The 19,116-nt window shown below is 62.2% G+C and carries 17 protein-coding genes and 1 pseudogene; 7 read left to right on the top strand and 11 right to left on the bottom strand.

Going from position 1 to position 19,116, the window contains the following annotated elements; all coding sequences use genetic code 11:
* Positions 1-2: 2 nt before the first annotated feature.
* The 4 genes from HKK80_RS11295 to HKK80_RS11280 all read right to left on the bottom strand — a co-directional run bounded on the left by HKK80_RS11295 (position 3) and on the right by HKK80_RS11280 (position 2,784).
* Complete coding sequence (locus HKK80_RS11295; protein ID WP_411799703.1) at positions 3-797, bottom strand: cytochrome b; 795 nt, start codon at positions 795-797, stop codon at positions 3-5.
* Positions 798-800: 3 nt separating this feature from the next.
* A complete protein-coding gene (locus HKK80_RS11290) occupies positions 801-1,193 on the bottom strand; it encodes a hypothetical protein (protein WP_411799702.1) in 393 nt (130 codons plus the stop codon).
* The gene (locus HKK80_RS11285) at positions 1,193-1,846 is read right to left on the bottom strand and encodes a halocyanin domain-containing protein (protein ID WP_411799701.1); all 654 of its coding nucleotides are present in this window, start codon (positions 1,844-1,846) and stop codon (positions 1,193-1,195) included. The genes HKK80_RS11290 and HKK80_RS11285 overlap by 1 nt, the downstream gene beginning before the upstream one ends.
* A gap of 62 nt (positions 1,847-1,908) precedes the next feature.
* Positions 1,909-2,784, bottom strand: a complete 876-nt coding sequence (locus HKK80_RS11280; protein ID WP_411799700.1) for a phage holin family protein — start codon at positions 2,782-2,784, stop codon at positions 1,909-1,911.
* Between the two features lie 94 nt (positions 2,785-2,878).
* Between HKK80_RS11280 and HKK80_RS11275 the strand changes: the two genes are divergently transcribed.
* A complete protein-coding gene (locus HKK80_RS11275; RefSeq protein WP_411799699.1) occupies positions 2,879-3,358 on the top strand; it encodes a hypothetical protein in 480 nt (159 codons plus the stop codon).
* A 52-nt stretch (positions 3,359-3,410) separates the two neighbouring features.
* On the opposite strand, the gene HKK80_RS11270 is transcribed toward HKK80_RS11275, so the two are convergent.
* The 4 genes from HKK80_RS11270 to pan1 all read right to left on the bottom strand — a co-directional run bounded on the left by HKK80_RS11270 (position 3,411) and on the right by pan1 (position 6,010).
* Complete coding sequence (locus HKK80_RS11270) at positions 3,411-3,806, bottom strand: PIN domain-containing protein (RefSeq protein ID WP_411799698.1); 396 nt, start codon at positions 3,804-3,806, stop codon at positions 3,411-3,413.
* A complete protein-coding gene (locus tag HKK80_RS11265) occupies positions 3,803-4,000 on the bottom strand; it encodes an antitoxin VapB family protein (protein ID WP_411799697.1) in 198 nt (65 codons plus the stop codon). The genes HKK80_RS11270 and HKK80_RS11265 overlap by 4 nt, the downstream gene beginning before the upstream one ends.
* 45 nt (positions 4,001-4,045) lie before the next feature.
* A complete protein-coding gene (nth, locus tag HKK80_RS11260; protein WP_411799696.1) occupies positions 4,046-4,729 on the bottom strand; it encodes an endonuclease III in 684 nt (227 codons plus the stop codon).
* A gap of 66 nt (positions 4,730-4,795) precedes the next feature.
* Positions 4,796-6,010, bottom strand: a complete 1,215-nt coding sequence (gene pan1 / locus HKK80_RS11255) for a proteasome-activating nucleotidase Pan1 (RefSeq protein WP_411799695.1) — start codon at positions 6,008-6,010, stop codon at positions 4,796-4,798.
* A 125-nt stretch (positions 6,011-6,135) separates the two neighbouring features.
* On the opposite strand from pan1, the gene HKK80_RS11250 reads away from it, so the two are divergent.
* The 4 genes from HKK80_RS11250 to rad50 all read left to right on the top strand — a co-directional run bounded on the left by HKK80_RS11250 (position 6,136) and on the right by rad50 (position 10,985).
* Positions 6,136-6,396, top strand: a complete 261-nt coding sequence (locus HKK80_RS11250) for a MarR family transcriptional regulator (RefSeq protein WP_142442678.1) — start codon at positions 6,136-6,138, stop codon at positions 6,394-6,396.
* 182 nt (positions 6,397-6,578) lie between these two features.
* The gene (locus HKK80_RS11245; RefSeq protein ID WP_411799694.1) at positions 6,579-6,878 is read left to right on the top strand and encodes a hypothetical protein; all 300 of its coding nucleotides are present in this window, start codon (positions 6,579-6,581) and stop codon (positions 6,876-6,878) included.
* A gap of 10 nt (positions 6,879-6,888) precedes the next feature.
* Positions 6,889-8,283 (top strand): DNA double-strand break repair protein Mre11, encoded by a 1,395-nt coding sequence (mre11, locus tag HKK80_RS11240; protein ID WP_411799693.1) that lies wholly within the window; start codon positions 6,889-6,891, stop codon positions 8,281-8,283.
* The gene (gene rad50, locus HKK80_RS11235; protein WP_411799692.1) at positions 8,280-10,985 is read left to right on the top strand and encodes a DNA double-strand break repair ATPase Rad50; all 2,706 of its coding nucleotides are present in this window, start codon (positions 8,280-8,282) and stop codon (positions 10,983-10,985) included. Before mre11 ends, rad50 begins: the two co-directional genes overlap by 4 nt.
* Here the strand turns inward: rad50 and HKK80_RS11230 are convergent, their stop codons facing one another.
* The 3 genes from HKK80_RS11230 to HKK80_RS11220 are packed head-to-tail and all read right to left on the bottom strand — an operon-like array spanning position 10,986 to position 12,199.
* On the bottom strand, positions 10,986-11,444 hold the full coding sequence (locus HKK80_RS11230) for a hypothetical protein (RefSeq protein ID WP_411799691.1): 459 nt from the start codon (positions 11,442-11,444) through the stop codon (positions 10,986-10,988).
* 26 nt (positions 11,445-11,470) lie between these two features.
* A complete protein-coding gene (locus HKK80_RS11225; RefSeq protein ID WP_411799690.1) occupies positions 11,471-11,983 on the bottom strand; it encodes a hypothetical protein in 513 nt (170 codons plus the stop codon).
* Positions 11,984-12,025: 42 nt separating this feature from the next.
* Positions 12,026-12,199 (bottom strand): hypothetical protein, encoded by a 174-nt coding sequence (locus HKK80_RS11220; protein WP_411799689.1) that lies wholly within the window; start codon positions 12,197-12,199, stop codon positions 12,026-12,028.
* A 133-nt stretch (positions 12,200-12,332) separates the two neighbouring features.
* Here HKK80_RS11220 and HKK80_RS11215 point away from each other — a divergent pair.
* A pseudogene (locus HKK80_RS11215) lies at positions 12,333-13,274 on the top strand (3'-5' exonuclease); the annotation flags it as partial.
* A 90-nt stretch (positions 13,275-13,364) separates the two neighbouring features.
* The gene (locus tag HKK80_RS11210) at positions 13,365-19,004 is read left to right on the top strand and encodes a DNA polymerase domain-containing protein (RefSeq protein WP_411799725.1); all 5,640 of its coding nucleotides are present in this window, start codon (positions 13,365-13,367) and stop codon (positions 19,002-19,004) included.
* Positions 19,005-19,116: the final 112 nt, after the last annotated feature.

Raw genomic sequence — 19,116 nt, 5'->3', positions numbered from 1 at the left:
TGTTAGTGTGGTTCAGCGATCCCCTGCACCCAGACGATGCCGACGTGGAGCGCGATCAGCGCGGTCACCACGAACGGCAGGATGAACACGTGCAGGATGTACATTCTGATAAGCGTTGCCTGTCCCAAGGTGAAGCCACCAAACAGCAGCTGGGCACCCCACTCGCCGACGATCGGGGTCGCCAGTGCCATCTCGACGCCGATCTGGCCGGCCCAGAAGGCCAGCTGGTTCCACGGCAGCAGGTAGCCCGTGTAGCCAAAGACCATCGAGAGGCTGATCAGGATGATGCCGAGCAGCCAGTTCAGCTCACGTGGCTCTTTGTAGGAGCCGGTGAAATAGACGCGCAGCATGTGGAGGAACACCGCCGCCATCATGATCTGGGCGGCCCACCGATGGATGCTTCGGAGAGCGTAGCCGAACTGCACGTCCTGCATGATCATCTTCACCGACTGGTAAGCGACCGTTGGATCGCCCGCAGCCGATGGCGAGTAATAAAACCCAAGCAGGGCGCCTGACACCGCGGCGACGATGTAGGCAAGTACGGAAAAGAACCCTAAGGAATACAGGGGGTACCAGTACCAGAACTTGTTGTCGAGATCGTACTGTTCGGTGTGGCTTTTCGGCATCTGGAGGTTGACCTTGTAGTAGGCATCCTCCAGCAGCTCCAGGTAGTCAACGATGCGGAGCCGCTTGTCGAGATACACCAGCGCGGTTAGAAAGACCGTCTCGATCGGCGTTAGGTCTTTGCGCTTGAGCCACGCGCCGTGGTCGAAGTCGTCTTGTTTCTCTAAGCTCATTGGTTATCGTTTGTAGTAGGGGTACACCGCTCGTTTCAGCGTGTCCCAGACCTTCTCGCCGCCGCCGAGTTCGACCCCGTCGACATCGTCGCTGTCGATGTAGAGATCTTCCCACTTGCGGCGACGCTTTTTCACGATCATCACATCCGGGAGGAACTCCTTGCGGTACAACGCGAGGATGAAGGCGAGATCAAGCAGGATCAACCCGAGGATCGCGCCGACGAACATGTTGCCGAACTCCGTGCCCGCCCACCCGGAGACAAGGGCAAACACGAAGAGGAACACGAAGATGACCTCGATCACGGTCAACACGACGATGGCGATCGCCGCCGCCGTCGACTCCCTGGCGGGCTCATACCGGTGGATATCGCCGTAGGTAGATCCAGATGAGGACATCAGACACCACCCTGTCCCGTGTTTGGCGACTCGCCGTACTTCAGCACATAGAAGGTGAACACGAGGCTCACCGCGATGCCGAGGAAGCTGACGATGCCGACGTAGTGTTTCTGGATCGGGACGCCAACGTCGTGGGCGAAGTCCTCCATGCTTGTTGGCCAGCCACCGCCGCCGCCACCGCCGACCTCGACGGTTGCAACGTCGTCGCCGACGGCGACCGCACCGAGCATGCCGAGCGAGGAGTGTGGCACACACTCGTAGTTCGTGATCCCGGCGTGGTCCTCGGTGAACTCGAACTCGTAGGTGAAGCCGGCCTCGCTGGACGTTTCGCTTCCGAGCTCCGCTGGCCCATCGACGGTCTGCACGTTGTGGCCGCCGCCTTCACCAGTCCATTCCCAGATGACCGTTGTTCCGGGATCGATCCAGATCCCTGCGGGGCTAAACGCGAGGTTGCCACCGTTGCCGCTGGCACCGACCTCGACTGTCACCTCGCTTTCGCCGCGGAGGTCTTCGGTGCCGCCGTCGACGCCGTCGAGGTGACTGCCGAAGTCAGCCATCTCCGACTGCGCGGCGGCGGTGCCGGTCGCTGCTCCAGCGGCTCCCGCAGCGGCTCCCGCGCCAGCCGCCGTCCTGAGTAGTTCCCGCCGTTTCATACGGCAAAATGTGGGCACGCAGCGTGCTTAAACCCACCGCTACGGCCCTCGGGGGTGACCGATCATTGGGCTTCCGTCTCACGGTCTTCGACCGGCTCCGACGGCGCGTCATCCTCCGTCGTGACGCCCGCAGGCTCGTCGATCTCCGGGCGATCGATCCCGCCGGCCTCGACGGCCCGCAGCCGGTTGCGGTACTGCTCGGCGCGGAACCGATCGGAGAGCCGCGCGTTGGCGACAAGCGCAAACAGCCCGATCCCGACAAGCATGAACAGCCCGCCGACAACCGGGGCGATAATCGTCTCAACCAGCCGCAGCAGAAACGCCCCGACCAGCGCGACCCCCCCGACGAGCTGGCCGCCGGCGATAAGCTGGATCATCAGATTCCCGAACTCGCCGGTCTGTTCGGGCACCGTCTCAGCCGACGGTAGCTCGTAGTCGGCCGGTGGTTCGCCGACCTCGTACTCCTCCATCGAACACATCGCCACCACCGGCTCAACATCCCGACGGACGCCGCCCTCGCCGTCGACGGTGCCGTCGGCCGACACCACGGCGTACCCCGTATCCGAGTAGACGACCAGTTGGTCGGCCTCGCGTTCGACCACCGCGAAGATCTCTCTGGCGGCGATCTTCGATTTGAGATCGGCTTCGACCCGATCCAGCAGCCGCTCGCCGGTGATCCACGTCTCGGGGTCGAAGGCGGCCTCCCACTCCTCGCCGCTCATCTGGGCCATCTCCGCCGGCCCGAAGTTATCGAAATCGTACTTCTCCTCAACCGCCTCTCGGAGCTCGGCCAACTCCTCGTCGTCATCCTCGACGGCTGGCTCCGCCGGCGCATCATCGTCGATGGCGGACGCCTCGGCCGTGTTGTCGGCGTCCGATGGAGCGTCGGCGGGCTCCTCGCTCGTCGGCTCTCTGTCGCCGTCGGCTGAGGAATCCATGCCTCATGGTAGGGCTGGCCGCCCTAAAGCACTTTCCGACTCCCAGCCGTTGCTGTTCGGGGGCGTTATACCGCCGTAGCCTCAAGCTCCGGTGATGGTTGCCGACGTGACGATCGCCACGCTGACCGCGCTGTCGGTGACGGCGAGTCTTCCCTTCTTTCTGTATGGGGCGTGGATCATGCTCGACAGCGAGACGGTCACCTGGGACGTACTGACCTACCATCTCAAGTTCATCGCCGTCGGCCTCACGCTGACGACGGTGCCGATGGTGACGTGGATGATGCCGCGGCTATTTGATCAGTTGGGTGGCCTCTCCGCACTCCATGCCGTCCTTGGCTTACAGGCGTATGCGATGTTGGTGTTTGCGCTCACCGGGATCGTCCGGATCTTTCAGGCGAAACGCGAGGCTGACCTCTACCGGAATCCAGATCGGGATATCGATCTCAACGATCTTCACGAGAATATGAGCGCGTGGCGCGGCCGCCTCCGGATCGGCGTCTTCGGCTACGTGATCTTCTGGTTCCTTGCGTGGAGCATCGGACTGTATCGGTACCTGCTTCGCTACTGGCTCTGAAACCACCGTTAGCACTCCTCAGCGGTGAGTTGTGATCTGGCTTGTCTCACGGTTAGCCCTCTGTGGTGATATTCGTTACATCCAACACTGATTCGAGTGGTGCTGTCTCAAAATCGCTGTCAGCAACAACGTACTCGTCGCCGGTCGAACGGGCGGTTGCGGCGATCATGGCATCGCGGTGTGACAGCTCATCTCCATGTTTAATTGCTGCATCCTGCAATCGTGTGGCCTCCAACGCCAGTTGCTCGTTGAACTCGATGGCTTCAACGCCGCCGAACCGTTGCCGTTCTTCGATCGGATCAAAGCCCGGGGAGCCTGCCGGCCCATTCAGTACCTCGAAGACACAGATCGTCGATGTCCACCATGGTTGCCGGTCGTCGAGATACTCGATGACAGCCGTGTTGTCGCGGAGATACTCGATGATCGTTGAGCTATCGAGAAATGTCATCGCCAGTTCTCCCGCGCGTTTCGAATCGACTCTTTGGCCTGCTCGGCTTCCTCGTCCGACCACGCGCCGGCTTCGATCGGTTGTTCGTTCGTTGTGACCCGCTGGAGGAACTCATCCCATGTCTCATCGTCACGCTTCAACTCATCCAATCGCTCTTTGGTCGCCGTGTCAACCGGTATTGATGTCCGACTCATACGAATTTGTTGTGAATTCAACAGTGTAGCTGTTTCGGCGACCCCTTACCACGCCTCGTTGGATGCCAGATCAACGTCGTTGTCGACCTGCGAGGATGGACAGATATCCTCCAAAACACACTCCTCGCAGTCGGGGTTGATCGCGGTGCAGGTCTCTCGGCCGTGGCTAATGAGAAGGTGGGTGTACCACTGCCAGTCGTCTTCCGGCACCAAATCCATCAACTCTGTTTCGATCGCTTCGGGCCGTTCCTCCTCGGTGATGCCGAGCCGCCGGGAGAGCCGCTGAACGTGAGTGTCGACGACGACGCCTTCGACGATCTCGTGGCCGTGCTGGAGAACGACGTTGGCGGTTTTCCGGCCGACGCCCGACAGCTCCGTGAGTTCGTCCATCGTATCCGGCACCTCGCCGTCGTGGTCGTCGATGATGGTTTGGCAGGCCGAGCGGATGTAGCTCGCCTTGTTGTTGTAGTAGGTCACCGAGCTGAGATCCTCGGCGAGCTCCTTCTGGTCGGCGTTTGCGTAGTCGGCCGCGCTGTCGTATTTTTCGAAGAGGTCGGCGGTGACTTTGTTGACGCGTTCGTCGGTACACTGCGCCGAGAGGATCACCGCGATCAGGAGTTCGAGTCGGCTCGAAAAGTTTAGTGAGATCTCGAGATCAGGATAGGTGTCATACAGCCGATCGATGACCGCCAGTGTCTGCGCCTCGGTTGAATCGAGTTTACTGCCCATACAGATGGCTGGGCCGGCGGGGTGTTGAGTGGTTCGGACTACAGAGAAAACAGCGGTCGGCGTCGGTTAGGCAAACGCCAGCGAGCTGCCGGTGTCCTCGGTCGACTCAAGCTGGATCTTCTCCCAGGCATCGAGGAAGTCCGTCCGGGTGATCTCCGTGCGGTCGTCGCGGATGGCGAACATGCCGGCCTCGGTACAGACGGCCTTGATGTCCGCGCCGGAGGCGTCGTCGGCCCGTTCGGCGAGCTCTGCGAAGTCCACGTCGTCGGCGACGTTCATATCGCGGGTGTGGATCTGGAAGATGAGCTCCCGGCCCTCGTGGTCGGGTTTCGGCACCTCGATCAGGCGGTCGAACCGCCCGGGGCGCAGAATGGCCTCATCCAGCATATCGAAGCGGTTGGTCGCCGCGATCAGCCGCACCTCGCCGCGCTCGTCGAAGCCATCCATCTCCGAGAGCAGTTGCATCATCGTTCGCTGCACCTCGGCGTCGCCGGAGGTCTTCGAATCCGTCCGTTTCGAGGCGATGGCGTCGATCTCGTCGATAAAGATGACCGCGGGCTCGTTTTCGCGGGCGACCTCGAAGAGGTCCCGGACGAGCTTCGCGCCCTCGCCGATGAACTTGTGGACGAGCTCGGAGCCGGCCATCTTGATGAAGGAGGCGTCGGTCTGGTTGGCGACAGCCTTTGCGAGCATCGTTTTCCCCGTGCCGGGCGGGCCGTGCAGGAGGACGCCGGACGGCGGATTGATCCCGACCTCCTCAAACATCTCCGGTCTGTCGAGTGGCATCTCGACGGTCTCTCTGACCTCCTGCATCTGCTCGTCGAGGCCGCCGATGTCGGCGTAGGTCACGTCGGGGCTGTGGTCGACCTGCATAACGCGCGCGCGAACATCTGTCTCGTCATCAAGTCGTTTGACGATCGACAGCGAGTTGTTGACCGCGACGCGCGAATCGGGTTCGAGTTCCTCGCGGAGCTCGTCGGTGACCTCCGTGAGCGCCTCCTGGTTGTTGCCGTGCTGTTTGATCACGACACCGTCAGGGGTCAGCTCCTGGACGGTGGCGACAAACAGCGGCGACTGCTTGAGCTTCTTGTTTTCGTGTGTTAGCCGCTCTAACTTCTGTTTGTACTTGTTGTTCTCGGCGTTGGCATCGAGGAGCTTATCACGCATCTCCTCGTTTTGTGATTCGATCACGCCGAGTCGCTCCTGTAGCGCTTCGATCTTTTCCTGTCTGGACGCCGTCTCGTCGTAGGGAAACTCGACGTCGTCCGCGGTGTCGCTCATCATTTTTTGTACGGCTGTCGGGAATAAGAGGCTTCGGGTCGCTGTCTCGCCTCTCCGTCTATGTTCATTGATAATACCGGATTATAGCAAGTATTATCATACAGCATTCACGAGTACCTCTCAGCATGAGCACACACGAGACCGTTTCGACCGACGAACCTGCCGACGGATGGGATGCTGTCCGCGACCTGCCGCCGAGTGCAAAACTCGTCGCCAAGGTGCTTGATTACAACGATACACTGACACAAAGCGAGCTGGCCGAAGAGACGCTGTTGCCGCCGCGGACGGTGCGATACGCGCTCAACCGCCTGGAGGACGCCGGTGTCGTCGACTCCCGGTTTTCCTTCTCGGATGCCCGCAAGCGGATCTACAGTCTGACGATCTAATCTCCGAGCGGTCGGCTCCCCCTCCCAGGCTGTCGAAGGCAACACCGCTGTTTCGGTATCAACCGGTCTCCCGCTGTGTGTCTCTCTCGCGTTTGTGATGTGTCCGGTCTCTCACGTTTGTGTGGTGCCTGCTGTGTGATTCTTGCCGTAGATTTATCACCGATCCCGCGGCCAGACGCCGCATGTCACTGCAGGCGACCTGTCTTCGAGCTGTGCATCGACTGCTCGCCCGGCTGCGCTGGAGCAGCCTGCGTGTCGAACCACCCTATGTGGCGGTGATCCGAGAGGCGACAGCCTGCGTCGGATCGACCGACCGTGCCGCGGCGTTCCGCGAGGCTGAGGGGTTGGATCGGCTCCGGTCGGCGATCGATGCTGCCGAGGCCGACGACCGGCCGGCCCTCGCACGGGAAGGCCGACAGGCCCTGCTCGCGCTTCGTCGCTCGGCCCCCGCTCGCGGAACCGATATACCCCCCGAGGGGTAACAGGGTGGCAATGACACGGGTGCTACACACTGGCGACACCCATATCGGCTACCAACAGTACCACTCGCCGGAGCGGCGGGCGGACTTTCTCGCCGCCTTCGAGGCCGTCATCGACGACGCCATCGAGATGGATGTCGACGCCGTCGTCCACGCCGGGGATCTGTTCCACGACCGCCGACCCGACCTCCCCGATCTGATGGGCACGCTCTCCGCGCTCCGCGATCTCAACGCCGCCGGGGTTCCGTTTCTCGCGGTCGTCGGCAACCACGAATCGACCCGTGGCGGCCAGTGGCTCGATCTCTTCGAACGCCTCGGGCTCGCCACGCGACTCGGCGACGACCCGGTCGCCATCGGCTCGACAGCGTTCTACGGCCTCGATCACGTCCCCGAATCCCGCCGCGACGATCTCGACTATGATTTTACGCTGCCGGCCGACAGCGACCTCTCCACCGAGCCGGCCCACACCGCCCTCGTCGGCCACGGTCTCTTTACCCCCTTCGCGCACGCCAACTGGGAGACTGAAACCGTCCTCGACGAATCGACGGTCGATTTCGATGCTGTCCTGCTCGGTGACAACCACGCCCCGGGTATCGAACGCGTCGACGACGTGTGGGTGACCTACTGCGGATCCACCGAGCGCGCGAGCGCGAGCGAGGAGGACGAACGCGGGTACAACGTTGTCGGCTTCGACGCCGACCAGCCCGGCCCCGAGGGTGTCGACATCCGACGAAAGTCGCTGCCGACCCGGGAGTTCGTGTTCGTGACGGTCGATCTCGACCCCGGCGAGGGCGCGGAGCGCGTCCGCAAACGAGTCGGCCAACACGACCTCGCCGACGCTGTCGTCATTGTTGAGATCACCGGCGACGGCGAGGCAGTCACGCCCGGCGAGATCGAATCGTTCGCCCTCGACAACGGCGCGCTGATCGCCCGCGTCACCGACCGCCGGGAGATCGAGACCGAAACCGAGCTCTCGGTGAGTTTCGCCGATCCCGACGCCGCCGTCGACGAGCGAATCGAGGAGTTGGGGCTGTCGGCAGCCGCCCTCGACATCGACGATGCCGTTCGGTCGCCCGATGTCGCCGACAGCAACCTCCGGGAGACAGTCAAAAGTCGGCTCACAGACCAGATCGAAAACGACCCTGCCGCGTTAGCACCGCCCGAGCGAGACAACAGCGACAGTTCCGAGGCGGTCGCCGAAGCAGACAGTGAGGGCGGCGAGACGGCTGACGACGTTGCTGCTGACGGCGACGAAGCGACTGCTACCGACGGCGACGAACCGACCGCCAACGACGCGATAGCCGATGCCGAAGGCGACGCTGCCGATAGTGCTGACGCCACTGCCAACGCTGACGACGACAGCGACACTGATGATGGCGAACTCTCGACGATGGAGGATTTCCTATGAGATTTGATCGCCTTCGCCTCTCGAACTTCAAGCCCTACGGCGACGCCGACGTGTCACTCACCGACGGCGTCACGGTGATCCACGGCCTCAACGGCAGCGGCAAGTCCTCGCTGCTTGAGGCCTGCTTTTTCGCGCTCTATGGCTCGAAAGCCCTGCCTGGGACGCTTGAGGACGTGATCAGCAACAGCGAGGATGAGGCCGCCGTCGAACTCTGGTTCACCCACGACGGCGTCGACTACCACATCGAACGCCAACTCCGCCGCAGCGGCGACCGTGTCAGCACCCGGAAATGCGTGCTGGAAGGCGACGATGGTAGTGGCGAGCCGATCAGCCGGGACGGCGCGCGAGCAGTTCGGGAGTTCGTCACCGACCTACTGCGGATGGATAGCGAGGCGTTCGTCAACTGCGCCTACGTCCGGCAGGGCGAGGTGAACAAGCTCATCAACGCCAGCCCGAGCCAGCGACAGGATATGATCGACGATCTGCTACAGTTGGGCCGGCTGGAGACCTATCGGGATCGGGCCGGCGAGGCCCGACTGGCGGTCACCGACCTGCTGCAGAACGCCCGCGGTTCGCTGGAAACCATCGACGAGCAGATCAAGGCCAAAGAGGAACAGAACCTTCACGCCCGACTCAACGATCTCGAAACGAAACGCGACGAGGTTGACGAGGAGATCGACCACTACGAGGAGCAACGCGAGCAGGCTAAAGAGACGCTAGAGGACGCCACGTCGGTGCTTGCGGAGTACGAGGAACACCAAGCCGAGATCAAGGAGTTGGAGACCGAAATCGAGGAGCTGGAAACCGATATCAGCGAGACGGAGGCCGAACGCGACGATCTCGGCGACCAACGCCGCGAAGCCATCGAACAGCGCGACGAACGCGAAACCGAACTCGACGACAAACTCGCCGCGACCGAACTCACCGCGGCGACCCCCGAAGCCATCGCCGACCGTCGGGAGACGCTCGCAGACCGCCACGAAACCCTCGGCGATGAGATCGCCGACCTCCGGGTTGAGGCGACCGGCTACGAGAATCAGGCCGACAACCTCCGGGAGTCCGCTGTTGATCTCGAAACGCAGGCCGACGAGGCCGAGTCGCGCGCCGAGACGCTCGAAGCCGAGGCCGAGGAGGCCGACGCCAACGCCGAGGAAGCCGCCGCCGAGCGCGACGAGATCGACGCCGACCGCGAGGAGTTAATCGAGCAGTTCGAGGCTGCCGACCCCGATATCGAGATCGGCGACGCCGAGGCTCACCGCGACGAACTCCAGACCGAGCGGCAGGAACTCGGCGAGGAACTCGCCGAAACGCGAACGCGACTCGAAACCGCCCGCGAGGCCGTCGCCGAGGCCGAGGATCTGCTCGCCGAAGGCAACTGCCCGACCTGCGGCCAGCCGGTCGACGACGCCCCCCACGTCGATGACCTCGATCAAAAACGCGAGCGAGTCGAGGAACTGGAAGCCGACATCGAGGAACTGGAAACCGAACAAAAGACGCTCGACGACCGCCTCGACACCGCCGAGCGACTGGTCGAGATCGAAACCCGCATCGCCGACATCGACGACAAACGCGAGCGACTCACCGAGCGGATCGAGACGTACCGCAAGACCGCAGCCGAGAAACGCGATCAGGCAGCCGAGGAACGCGATGCGGCAGCCGACAAACGCGAGGCGGCCGACGAGCGGCGTGCGGCAGCCGACGCGAAAGCCGATGACGCCGCAGCGACACGCGAGACAATCGAGGCGAAAACCGAGGAGCGCGAGTCCGTCAGCGACGCCCTCGACCGCCTCGACAGTCTCGAATCAACGCGCGAAGCGATCGACGATCTTGAATCCCGGATCGAGGATATCACCGCGCAGCGCGAAACGCTCGCCGAGCGCAACGAGGAACGCCGCGAGTGGCTGGCCGACAAACGCGAGCAGCGCGACGACCTGCTGGACTCCTTCGACGACGACCGCATCGAAACCGCCCGCGAGCGGAAGGCAAACGCCGAAGAGTATATCGAAAACGTCGACCCCGAACTCGCCGATCTCCGGGAGCGACGCGACGAGATCCAAAACGCCATCGGCGGCGTCACCGCCGACATCGAACAGCTTGAAGACTTGCGTGAGGAACGTGAGGCCATCGCCGAGCGGGTCGACCGGCTCGAATCAGTCCACGAGGAGACCGAAGACCTCGAGACGATGTACGGCGACCTCCGGGCCGAACTCCGCCGGCGCAACGTCGAGAGTCTCGAACGCATGCTCAACGAGACGTTCGATCTCGTCTACGGCAACGACGCCTACGCGCGCATCGAGTTGGACAACGAGTACGACCTCACCGTCTATCAGAAAGATGGCCAACCGCTGGAGCCCGGCCAGCTGTCGGGCGGTGAGCGCGCGCTGTTCAACCTCAGCCTCCGGTGTGCGATCTACCGCCTGCTCGCCGAGGGAATCGAAGGGGCCGCGCCGACCCCGCCGCTCATTCTTGATGAGCCGACCGTCTTCCTCGATTCCGGTCACGTCAGCCGGCTGGTCGATCTCGTCGAGGAGATGCGCGGCTTCGGTGTTCGGCAGATCCTGATCGTCAGCCACGACGAGGAGCTCGTCGGCGCGGCCGACGAACTGATCACGGTCGAAAAGGATCCGACGACGAACCGCTCGACGGCCACCCGCGCGGCCGACCCGGAGCTTGGATCGCTCGGCGGCGTTGCCGACGACTGACTACTCCGGTGGCGACGCTGTCTCGCCGGCCGAGCTGCTGTCCCGCAGTTGCTCGACCGCTCGCTCGGCGAGTTCGGCCGCATCGTAGCCGCGCTGGCCGCCGCTGTCGGCCTCGATCACGAGTCCGGCCGCGCGAAACTCCGCGAGCAGCCCGTGGAGATCGCTCTCACAGAGGTCGTAGCTATCGAGCACCGCGACCGTCGATAGCGGGCCGCGGTCGACCAACTCGACGAGCAAGCCGAGCGATTGGTCGTCGTAGGTCGCTGTCAGCAGTCGCCGGACGGCGGGGTCGATGCCGGCTGCGGCGGTCGACAACGGGGACTCCTCGGCGACGACATCGAGATCGCTGTTGGCGATGTAGCGTTCGGCACCCGAGTCGGGATCGCGCACCAGGCTGCTGTCGCCGGATTGTTTAACCAACAGATACCGGTCGCCTTCGCTGTCGCGGACGGTTCGCATTTGTTGTTCCGAGTCGCCGGACGAAATTAGCCGTTGTGGCTCTTGCCGCCCGTGTGTTCGTAGCTCCAGTATCGGTAGCCGGCATGGGCGAAAGCGAGCCCTCCGGCCGCGATGAGCACGCCGCCGATCGTTGTCAACCCCTGAAACCCGATCGCCAGCACGCCCGCGCTGATCAGCAACACGCCGGCTTTGATCCCGACGACGACCCGGATAAACGCCTGCTGGAGCTCCTCGTCGAGTTCCTCAAGCGCGTCGGCGAGCCCGCTGTCACCCTCGCCGGTCGGCGTTTCGGCCGCTGGCTCCCCATCGATCCGGTTTCGGATGCCGCCGTCGTCAGGATCGGTGGCGGTGTCGGCTGGCTCGTCGCCGACGCTGATCTCCGGTACCAACTCATCCAGCACGCGCTGTTCGTACGAGCGGTCGTCGTCGGTCTCGTCGGTCGCACTCGCCGCTGTGTCACCCGCCGCATCGTCGACAGCCGACCTGCTGTCGGCTGGATCGACCGTCTCGGCCTGCTCGTCGGGTGACTCCGAGGACACACTCGCTGTCGAATGGCTGCCAGCAAAAGGATTCCTGTCGGGCTACACCGCTTCCTGCACCGAGACCGCCTCGGTCGTTTCAACCCACGCCAGTGGGTTTTCCGCGTCGAACAGCACAACCCCGCCGTCGACCTCATAGGATTCGACGGTTTCGACGCCGGCCGGCTCGGTCGCTACCGCGCTATCCGCTTGGTGGTTGTCCGCGTGGGTAGACATGCTGTCCTTTGGTAGTTAGTGACATGGTAAATAGTTTGTCGTCACACCGAGGATTGCCGCCCGCTGTGTGGTCGCTGGGCGGGCGATCGATCGAACACCGGGTCTTTTTATCCAAACGACGCAAGGGGATGCTATGACACAGTCGGATCTCTCAACGTTTTCTTCTTCCGAGGCCGACGCCGCCGACCCGGCCGACGCCACCGACGCGGACGATGCGGCCGCGGTCGTCGCCGGCAACGGCGGCGGCCGAATCAGCGAGGTCGTCGATGTCGACGACGCGAAGTTTCCCGACTCGACTGGCACGGTCGAACTGATGGTCACACAGGTCGATTACACCATCGAGGGCAGCGGCCGCGAGGAACACCCGATCATCCACGTCTTCGGTCGCCGCGCCGACGGCACCCACGAACACGTCCGCGTCCTCGGCTTCGAACCCTACTTCTACGTCCCAACCGACTCGCTGGACACGCCGCCCGAAGAGGAGTATGATGTCGTCGTCGACAGCCGCGAGACCGACCCTGACGGCGAGCCCTTCGAGAGTATTCGCGGCGAGAAGCTGACCAAGGTTATCGGTCGCACGCCGCGGGACGTGGGCGAGATCCGCGACGAGTTCGACCACTACGAGGCCGACATCCTGTTTCCCAACCGGTTTCTGATCGACAAGGGGATCAACAGCGGGATCGAAGTCTCCGAGCGGCGACTCGGTGACAGTGGCGACGACGACAGCGACGACGAACCGAACACGATCCAAGTCCCACACACCGAGGTCGTCGCCGCCGATGTCGACAGCGATCTCCGGGTCAACATCTTCGATATCGAGGTCGACGACCGCCGCGGCTTTCCGGAAGACGGCGAGGAGCCGATCGTCTGTCTGACCAGCTACGACTCCTTCGACGACCAGTACATCGCGTGGCTCTACGAGGCCCCCGACGGGGACGGTGAGATACCCAACGACCTGCCGAACTACGACCCCTACGCCGACCATCTCGCAGTCGAGGTTCGCACCTTCGACAGCGAGGCGGCGATGCTGGATGCCTTTATCGACTACATCGACGACACCGATCCAGATCTCTTCACCGGGTGGAACTGTCTACCGGCGGATAGTCAAATTCTCAAAGCGGACGGAACCGAAGAACGGATCGAGGACGTCTCTGTCGGCGACGAGGTGCTGGGGGGCGACGACCAGCGGACAACGACCGCGGAGGTCACGAACAAATGGGAAAGCGAGAAGGAGATTCTCAGATACAGGCTTGCAGACGGAACTGATCTCCGCAGTTCGGCGGATCATCGTGTGATGGTTGGTGACGATGATCACGTCGACTGGAAGGAGGGGGGAGAGATCGAAGTTGGGGACTATCTCCTCAAGCCGCGACAATTGAACGTCGACTCGGAGCGTGTTCCGACCCTCAGTGATCTCGTCCCGGTTGAATGCCAGCGGTTCGGAAGTACAGAGCCGATCAGATCGTTCAAATCCAAACTCCCGTCCGGTGCGGTCTCGGAACTCGCATCGGAGTTCGGCCTCGCTACGGGAACGTTATACCACCCAGATACGGATATATGGACTCCAGAGCGCTGTCAACTCGCGGCTGACCGGTACGATGTTGCGCTTCCTGATGGCGGGCGGGAGTACCGCCGCACGCGGAACGACCTCGACAGAGAGCTCACCGACCACGAGCTGTATCTCGCAGGGCTCGTTCTCACGGACGGGACGATGTCGTCCGATGACGGCATCCGTTTCTACAACACGCGTGAGGAGTTACACCAACAGTTCCCCGGTGAGACGCATCTCGAACCCGACGGAAAGGGCTGCTACAAGCAGAACGTACTAGACTACACCCGGATGTACGCGTTCAACGGGCTCGGGATTCCGTTGGGCGACAAAAACGAGGGAGACGTCGATCTCTCGACGGTTTTCGAACTTCCGGAGTCGTATATAGAACGGTTCTTGGCGGGCGTTATCGACGGAGACGGCCACGTCTCGTCTTCGGTGACCGTTGCGGCCGAAAATCGGTCTATCGGACGATGGTACCTGAAGTTATTCCGCCGACTCGGCATCTACGCAGAGCAGCGCGAGAACGTGGTTCGAGTACCGGACGCGGAGCGTGAGATCCAGCGGCTCAGAGACCGGGTTCTCCCGCATCTCTCTCACTCCGAAAAGCGAGACGCGCTGAAAGCACTGGACGGCGGAAAGAGCGGCCGAAGCGAGAATATCCCGTACGCGCTCTTTGAGGCCGACGTCGGAACCGACGAACGACGGATCGGCCGAGACAAACACCGCCGAGGGATCAGCCTCAAACGACACGAAACGACCCTCGACGAGTGGCAGGAGTACGTGTTTGTAAAAGTTGAGGATGTGGAGCGTGTCGGGACAGAGACGACCTACGACATCGAGACGACCACGCACAATTTCTTCGCGGATGATTGTCTTGTTCATAACTGTGAGGATTTCGATGTCCCGTACTTCCTCGACCGGATGGAAGAGATTGATCCGGCGAGTCAGTACGATCTCTCGGTCGACCGCCTCTCTCGCATTGACGAGGTCTGGCGCTCCGGCTGGGGTGGGCCCGACATCAAGGGCCGGGTCGTCTTCGACCTGCTGTACGGCTACAAGCGCACCCAGTTCACCGAACTCGACTCCTACCGCCTTGACGCCGTCGGCGAACTCGAACTCGGCGTCGGCAAGGAACGCTACGCCGGCGACATCGGCGATCTGTGGGAGGACGACCCGACACAGCTGCTCGAATACAACCTCCGGGATGTGGAACTCTGTGTCGAGATCGACCGCAAGCAGGGGTTGATCGACTTCTGGGACGAGGTGCGCAAGTTCGTCGGCTGTAAACTCGAAGACGCACCGACGCCCGGTGACGCCGTCGACCAGTACGTGCTACACAAGGCGTACGGAAAGTTCGCATTGCCGACAAAAGGTCAACAAGAGTCCGAGGATTTTGAGGGCGGAGCCGTCTTCGATCCGATTACGGGTGTTCGTGAAAATATCAGCGTACTGGACTTAAAGAGTCTCTACCCAATGTGCATGGTAACGATTAACGCGGGCCCCGAGACCAAGGTCGACGACGACTACGAGGACGACACCTACCGCGCGCCCAACGGGACGCAGTTCCGCAAGGAGCCGGACGGGATCATGCGCGAGATGGTCGACGAACTCCTGACGGAGCGAGAAGAAAAGAAGGAACTGCGGAACCAGCACGACCCGGACAGTTCGGCCTACGAAATTTACGACACCCAGCAGGCGGCGGTGAAGGTCATCATGAACTGCTTTACGCCGGATACGGAGGTGCTGACGCCGACGGGCGTGCGCGACATCACGGAACTTGCGGTCGGCGATCAGGTCTACTCGCTCGATCCGGAGACCCAGGAACTCGAACTCAAGCCGGTCACCGAAACCCACGCGTATCCGGACTACCGCGACGAACTCGTCGACATCGAGACGAGCAAGATCGATTTCAGCGTGACGCCGAACCACCGGATGCTCGTCCGGAAAAACGACCGCAACGGGATCACCGAAGACGGATACAGTTTTGTCGAGGCCGGCGACCTGGAGGATTACTGCAACTACGAACTCCCGCACGACTGGACGTACGACGGCGGCGACCGCCTCGAAACGGTCGACCTCACCGAGTTCGTCGACGATTACGAGGTCTGGGTTCGACCCTCGGTGCATGGTCACACGTTTACTGCCGAACTCGGCTTCCAGCCGCGACGCGTGCCGAAGGCCGATGTCGACCAGGTCGGCTACGTCTTCACGCCCGAGGAGTTCGAAGCCAACCGCGAGTATATCGAATCCGTCTGCGAGCGGAGTTTCATTCACATCGAATCGGGCCGGAAATGGATCCCGCGTACCTACGACGGCGACGACTTCCTCGCGTTCCTCGCGTGGTATATCACCGAAGGCAACGTCTACACATCTGACGCGAAGGCGTTCGGCGACAACTACCGGGGCTCGGCGACGACCGTGCAGATCGCCCAGGAAGCCATCGCCGACGGTGGTTCCGCTGAGGCCGATCACCACGCCGCTATTGGCGACTTGCTCGACCGGATGGGCCTCGACTACTACGTTGACGACCGCTCCTACCAGTTCACTTCGAAGCTGCTCGGCGACCTGCTCGAAGACCTGTGTGGCGACGACAGCTTCTCGAAACGGATTCCGGAACTCGTCTTTGAGGCGAGCACCGACCAGAAAGAGCGGTTCCTGTCGGTACTGATCGACGGTGACGGCGACCGCCAGCCCAACTCGTGGCGATACAGCACGTCGAGCGAGGAACTCAGAGACGACGTGCTCCGGCTCTGTACGCATCTCGGGATCACGGCCAGCTACAACGCCGACAGCGGCACGTGGCGGATCTACGTCACCGAGGAGTCGAAAAACTCGTTCCGCATGCACCGAAGCGGCTCACGGAGCACGGCCGATGACGGCGTCTACTGTGTGACCGTTGCCGACAACCACACGCTGCTGGCGGGTCGCAACGGGAAATTCCAGTTCGTCGGACAGTCGCTGTACGGCGTCACGGGGTGGGATCGGTTCCGGCTCTACGACAAGGAGGGCGCGGCAGCCGTGACGGCGACCGGCCGCGAAGTCATCGATTTCACCGAAACCGTCGCCAGCGAACTCGATTACGAGGTGGCATACGGCGATAGCGTCACCGGCGACCGTCCTGTCGTCGTCCGCGATCCCGACGGGATCGTTCGCGTACTCCCGATCCAAGACCTATTCGAGCGCGCAACAGCGAGCACCGGCGACACGGTCGTCATCACCGCCGACGGCGGTGCGGTCGGCTCGGCTTCTGGCGGCAAGGATCGCCGTCGACTCGACGGCTGGGAGGCGCTGTCGCTGGCGGCCGACGGTGAGCCCGAATGGCAACCGATCCAGCAGGCGATCCGCCACGAGGTCGACAAACCGATTATCAACCTCCAGCACAAGTTCGGCGAGTCGACGACGACGCGGGATCACTCGTACGTGGTCGACGACAACGGTGAGTTCGTTGAGACAACACCGGATGATGTCGACGAACCGCTCCGGATTCCAGGGATGCCAGCAGTCGACACCGTCGAGACGATCGATGTCTACGAGGTACTGGACGGCTACACCCGCGAGTACGAGGACGGCCGCAGCGTCGGCAGCGAGGATGCAGCGACGAAAACCAAGCGCGTCCACGCCAACGAGGAGTGGGTCTGGTTCGGCCACGACCACCACAACGAACTCTCGAAACCAGTCAAAGTACAGCGCTACATCGACATCGACTCCGAGGACGGGGCTGCCCTGCTCAGATTGCTGGCAGCCTACATCACCGAGGGCAGTGCCTCGACGATCGAAACGACCGAGTCGCGGTTCGGTGCAAGCATTTGTGAATCTCGTGAGGCGTGGCTTGAGGGGCTCCGGTCGGACTACTACCGGCTGTTCGAGAACACGACGGCGAGCGTGATCGCCTCTGATAGCTCCGGAGCGCGTACCGTCGAGTACGAGACCTGCGAGGGTTCCCAGACCGTCACCTACGACGACGCAACGTACAAACTCCAGCTGATGAGCGAGTTGGCTGCCGTCTTCTTCCGCGAGTTCGCCGGCCAGACCTCACGCGGCAAGCGGGTTCCGGGCTTCGTATTCAATCTCCCGGCTGACGCACAGGATCTCTTCATCAACACACTCATCGAGGGCGACGGCTCCCGCGAGTTCCCGCGGTATACCGACGCCTACAGCGAGCGACATTTTGCCTTCGAGACGACGAGCCGCGAACTCGCCGCCGGGCTCTCGATGTTGCTCACGCAACGGGAACAAAAACACTCGCTGAAATACCGGGATGCGAAAGATAGCTACACGATCCGCACCTGCGACTCTTACCGCGGCGGCCGCGATCCGGTACTCACCGAGGTCGATCACGACGGTTACGTCTACGACCTGAGCGTTGCTGACAACGAGAATTTCGTTGACGGTGTCGGCGGTGTCGTCCTCCACAACACCGACAGCGTCATGCTCGAACTCGACAGCGAGGTCGACAAGGCCGAAGCAATCGAGCAATCCTTCGAGATCGAGGAGCACATCAACAGCCGCTACGATGACTTCGCCAGTGACGAACTCAACGCCGCCGAGCATCGTTTCCAGATCGAGTTCGAAAAGCTCTACCGGCGATTTTTCCAGGCCGGCCGCAAGAAGCGGTACGCCGGCCACATCATCTGGAAGGAGGGCAAGGATGTCGACGACATCGACATCACCGGCTTCGAGTACAAACGCTCCGATATCGCACCGATTACCAAACAGGTTCAGAAGGAGGTCATCGAAACCATCGTCACCGGCGATGATCTGGAGGCCGACCGCGAGGAGGTCAGAGAGTACCTCACCACTGTTATCGAGGAGTTCCTTGACGGCGAGCGGAGCGTCGAGGAGATCGGCATCCCCGGCGGGATCGGGAAGCGACTCGACGCCTACGAGACGCCGACCGCACAGGTGCGCGGGGCGCAGTACGCCAATCTCCTGCTCGGCACAAACTTCGACCGCGGTTCGAAACCCAAGCGCCTCTATCTTGAGGACGTTCACTCCTCGTTTTTCCGGCGGATGGAAGACGAGAAGGGTCTCGATCCCCGCCAGGATCCGCTCTATGGGGAGTTCAAACGCGACCCCGATGTGATCTGTTTCGAGTACGCCGACCAACTCCCCGACGAATTCGAGATCGACCGCGAAAAGATGTTGGAGAAGACGCTCAAGGGGCCGATCTCCCGGGTGATCGAAGCCCTCGATATGTCGTGGGACGAGATCAAAACCGGGCAAACGCAGACCGGCCTCGAACAGTACTGGTAGCCGTCTGCAGCCCCGGTATTTTGCTGATCGAAAACTTTTCTTTTTGCTCCTGTATCGATCACGGGGGTGAATGCGAAACCATTATGGGCGTAACGGACTATCGATTGGATAC

The organism is Halonotius sp. F2-221B (assembly GCF_046719765.1).
Taxonomy (GTDB): Archaea; Halobacteriota; Halobacteria; order Halobacteriales; family Haloferacaceae; genus Halonotius.
This window is presented reverse-complemented; position numbering and strand designations above follow the sequence as displayed.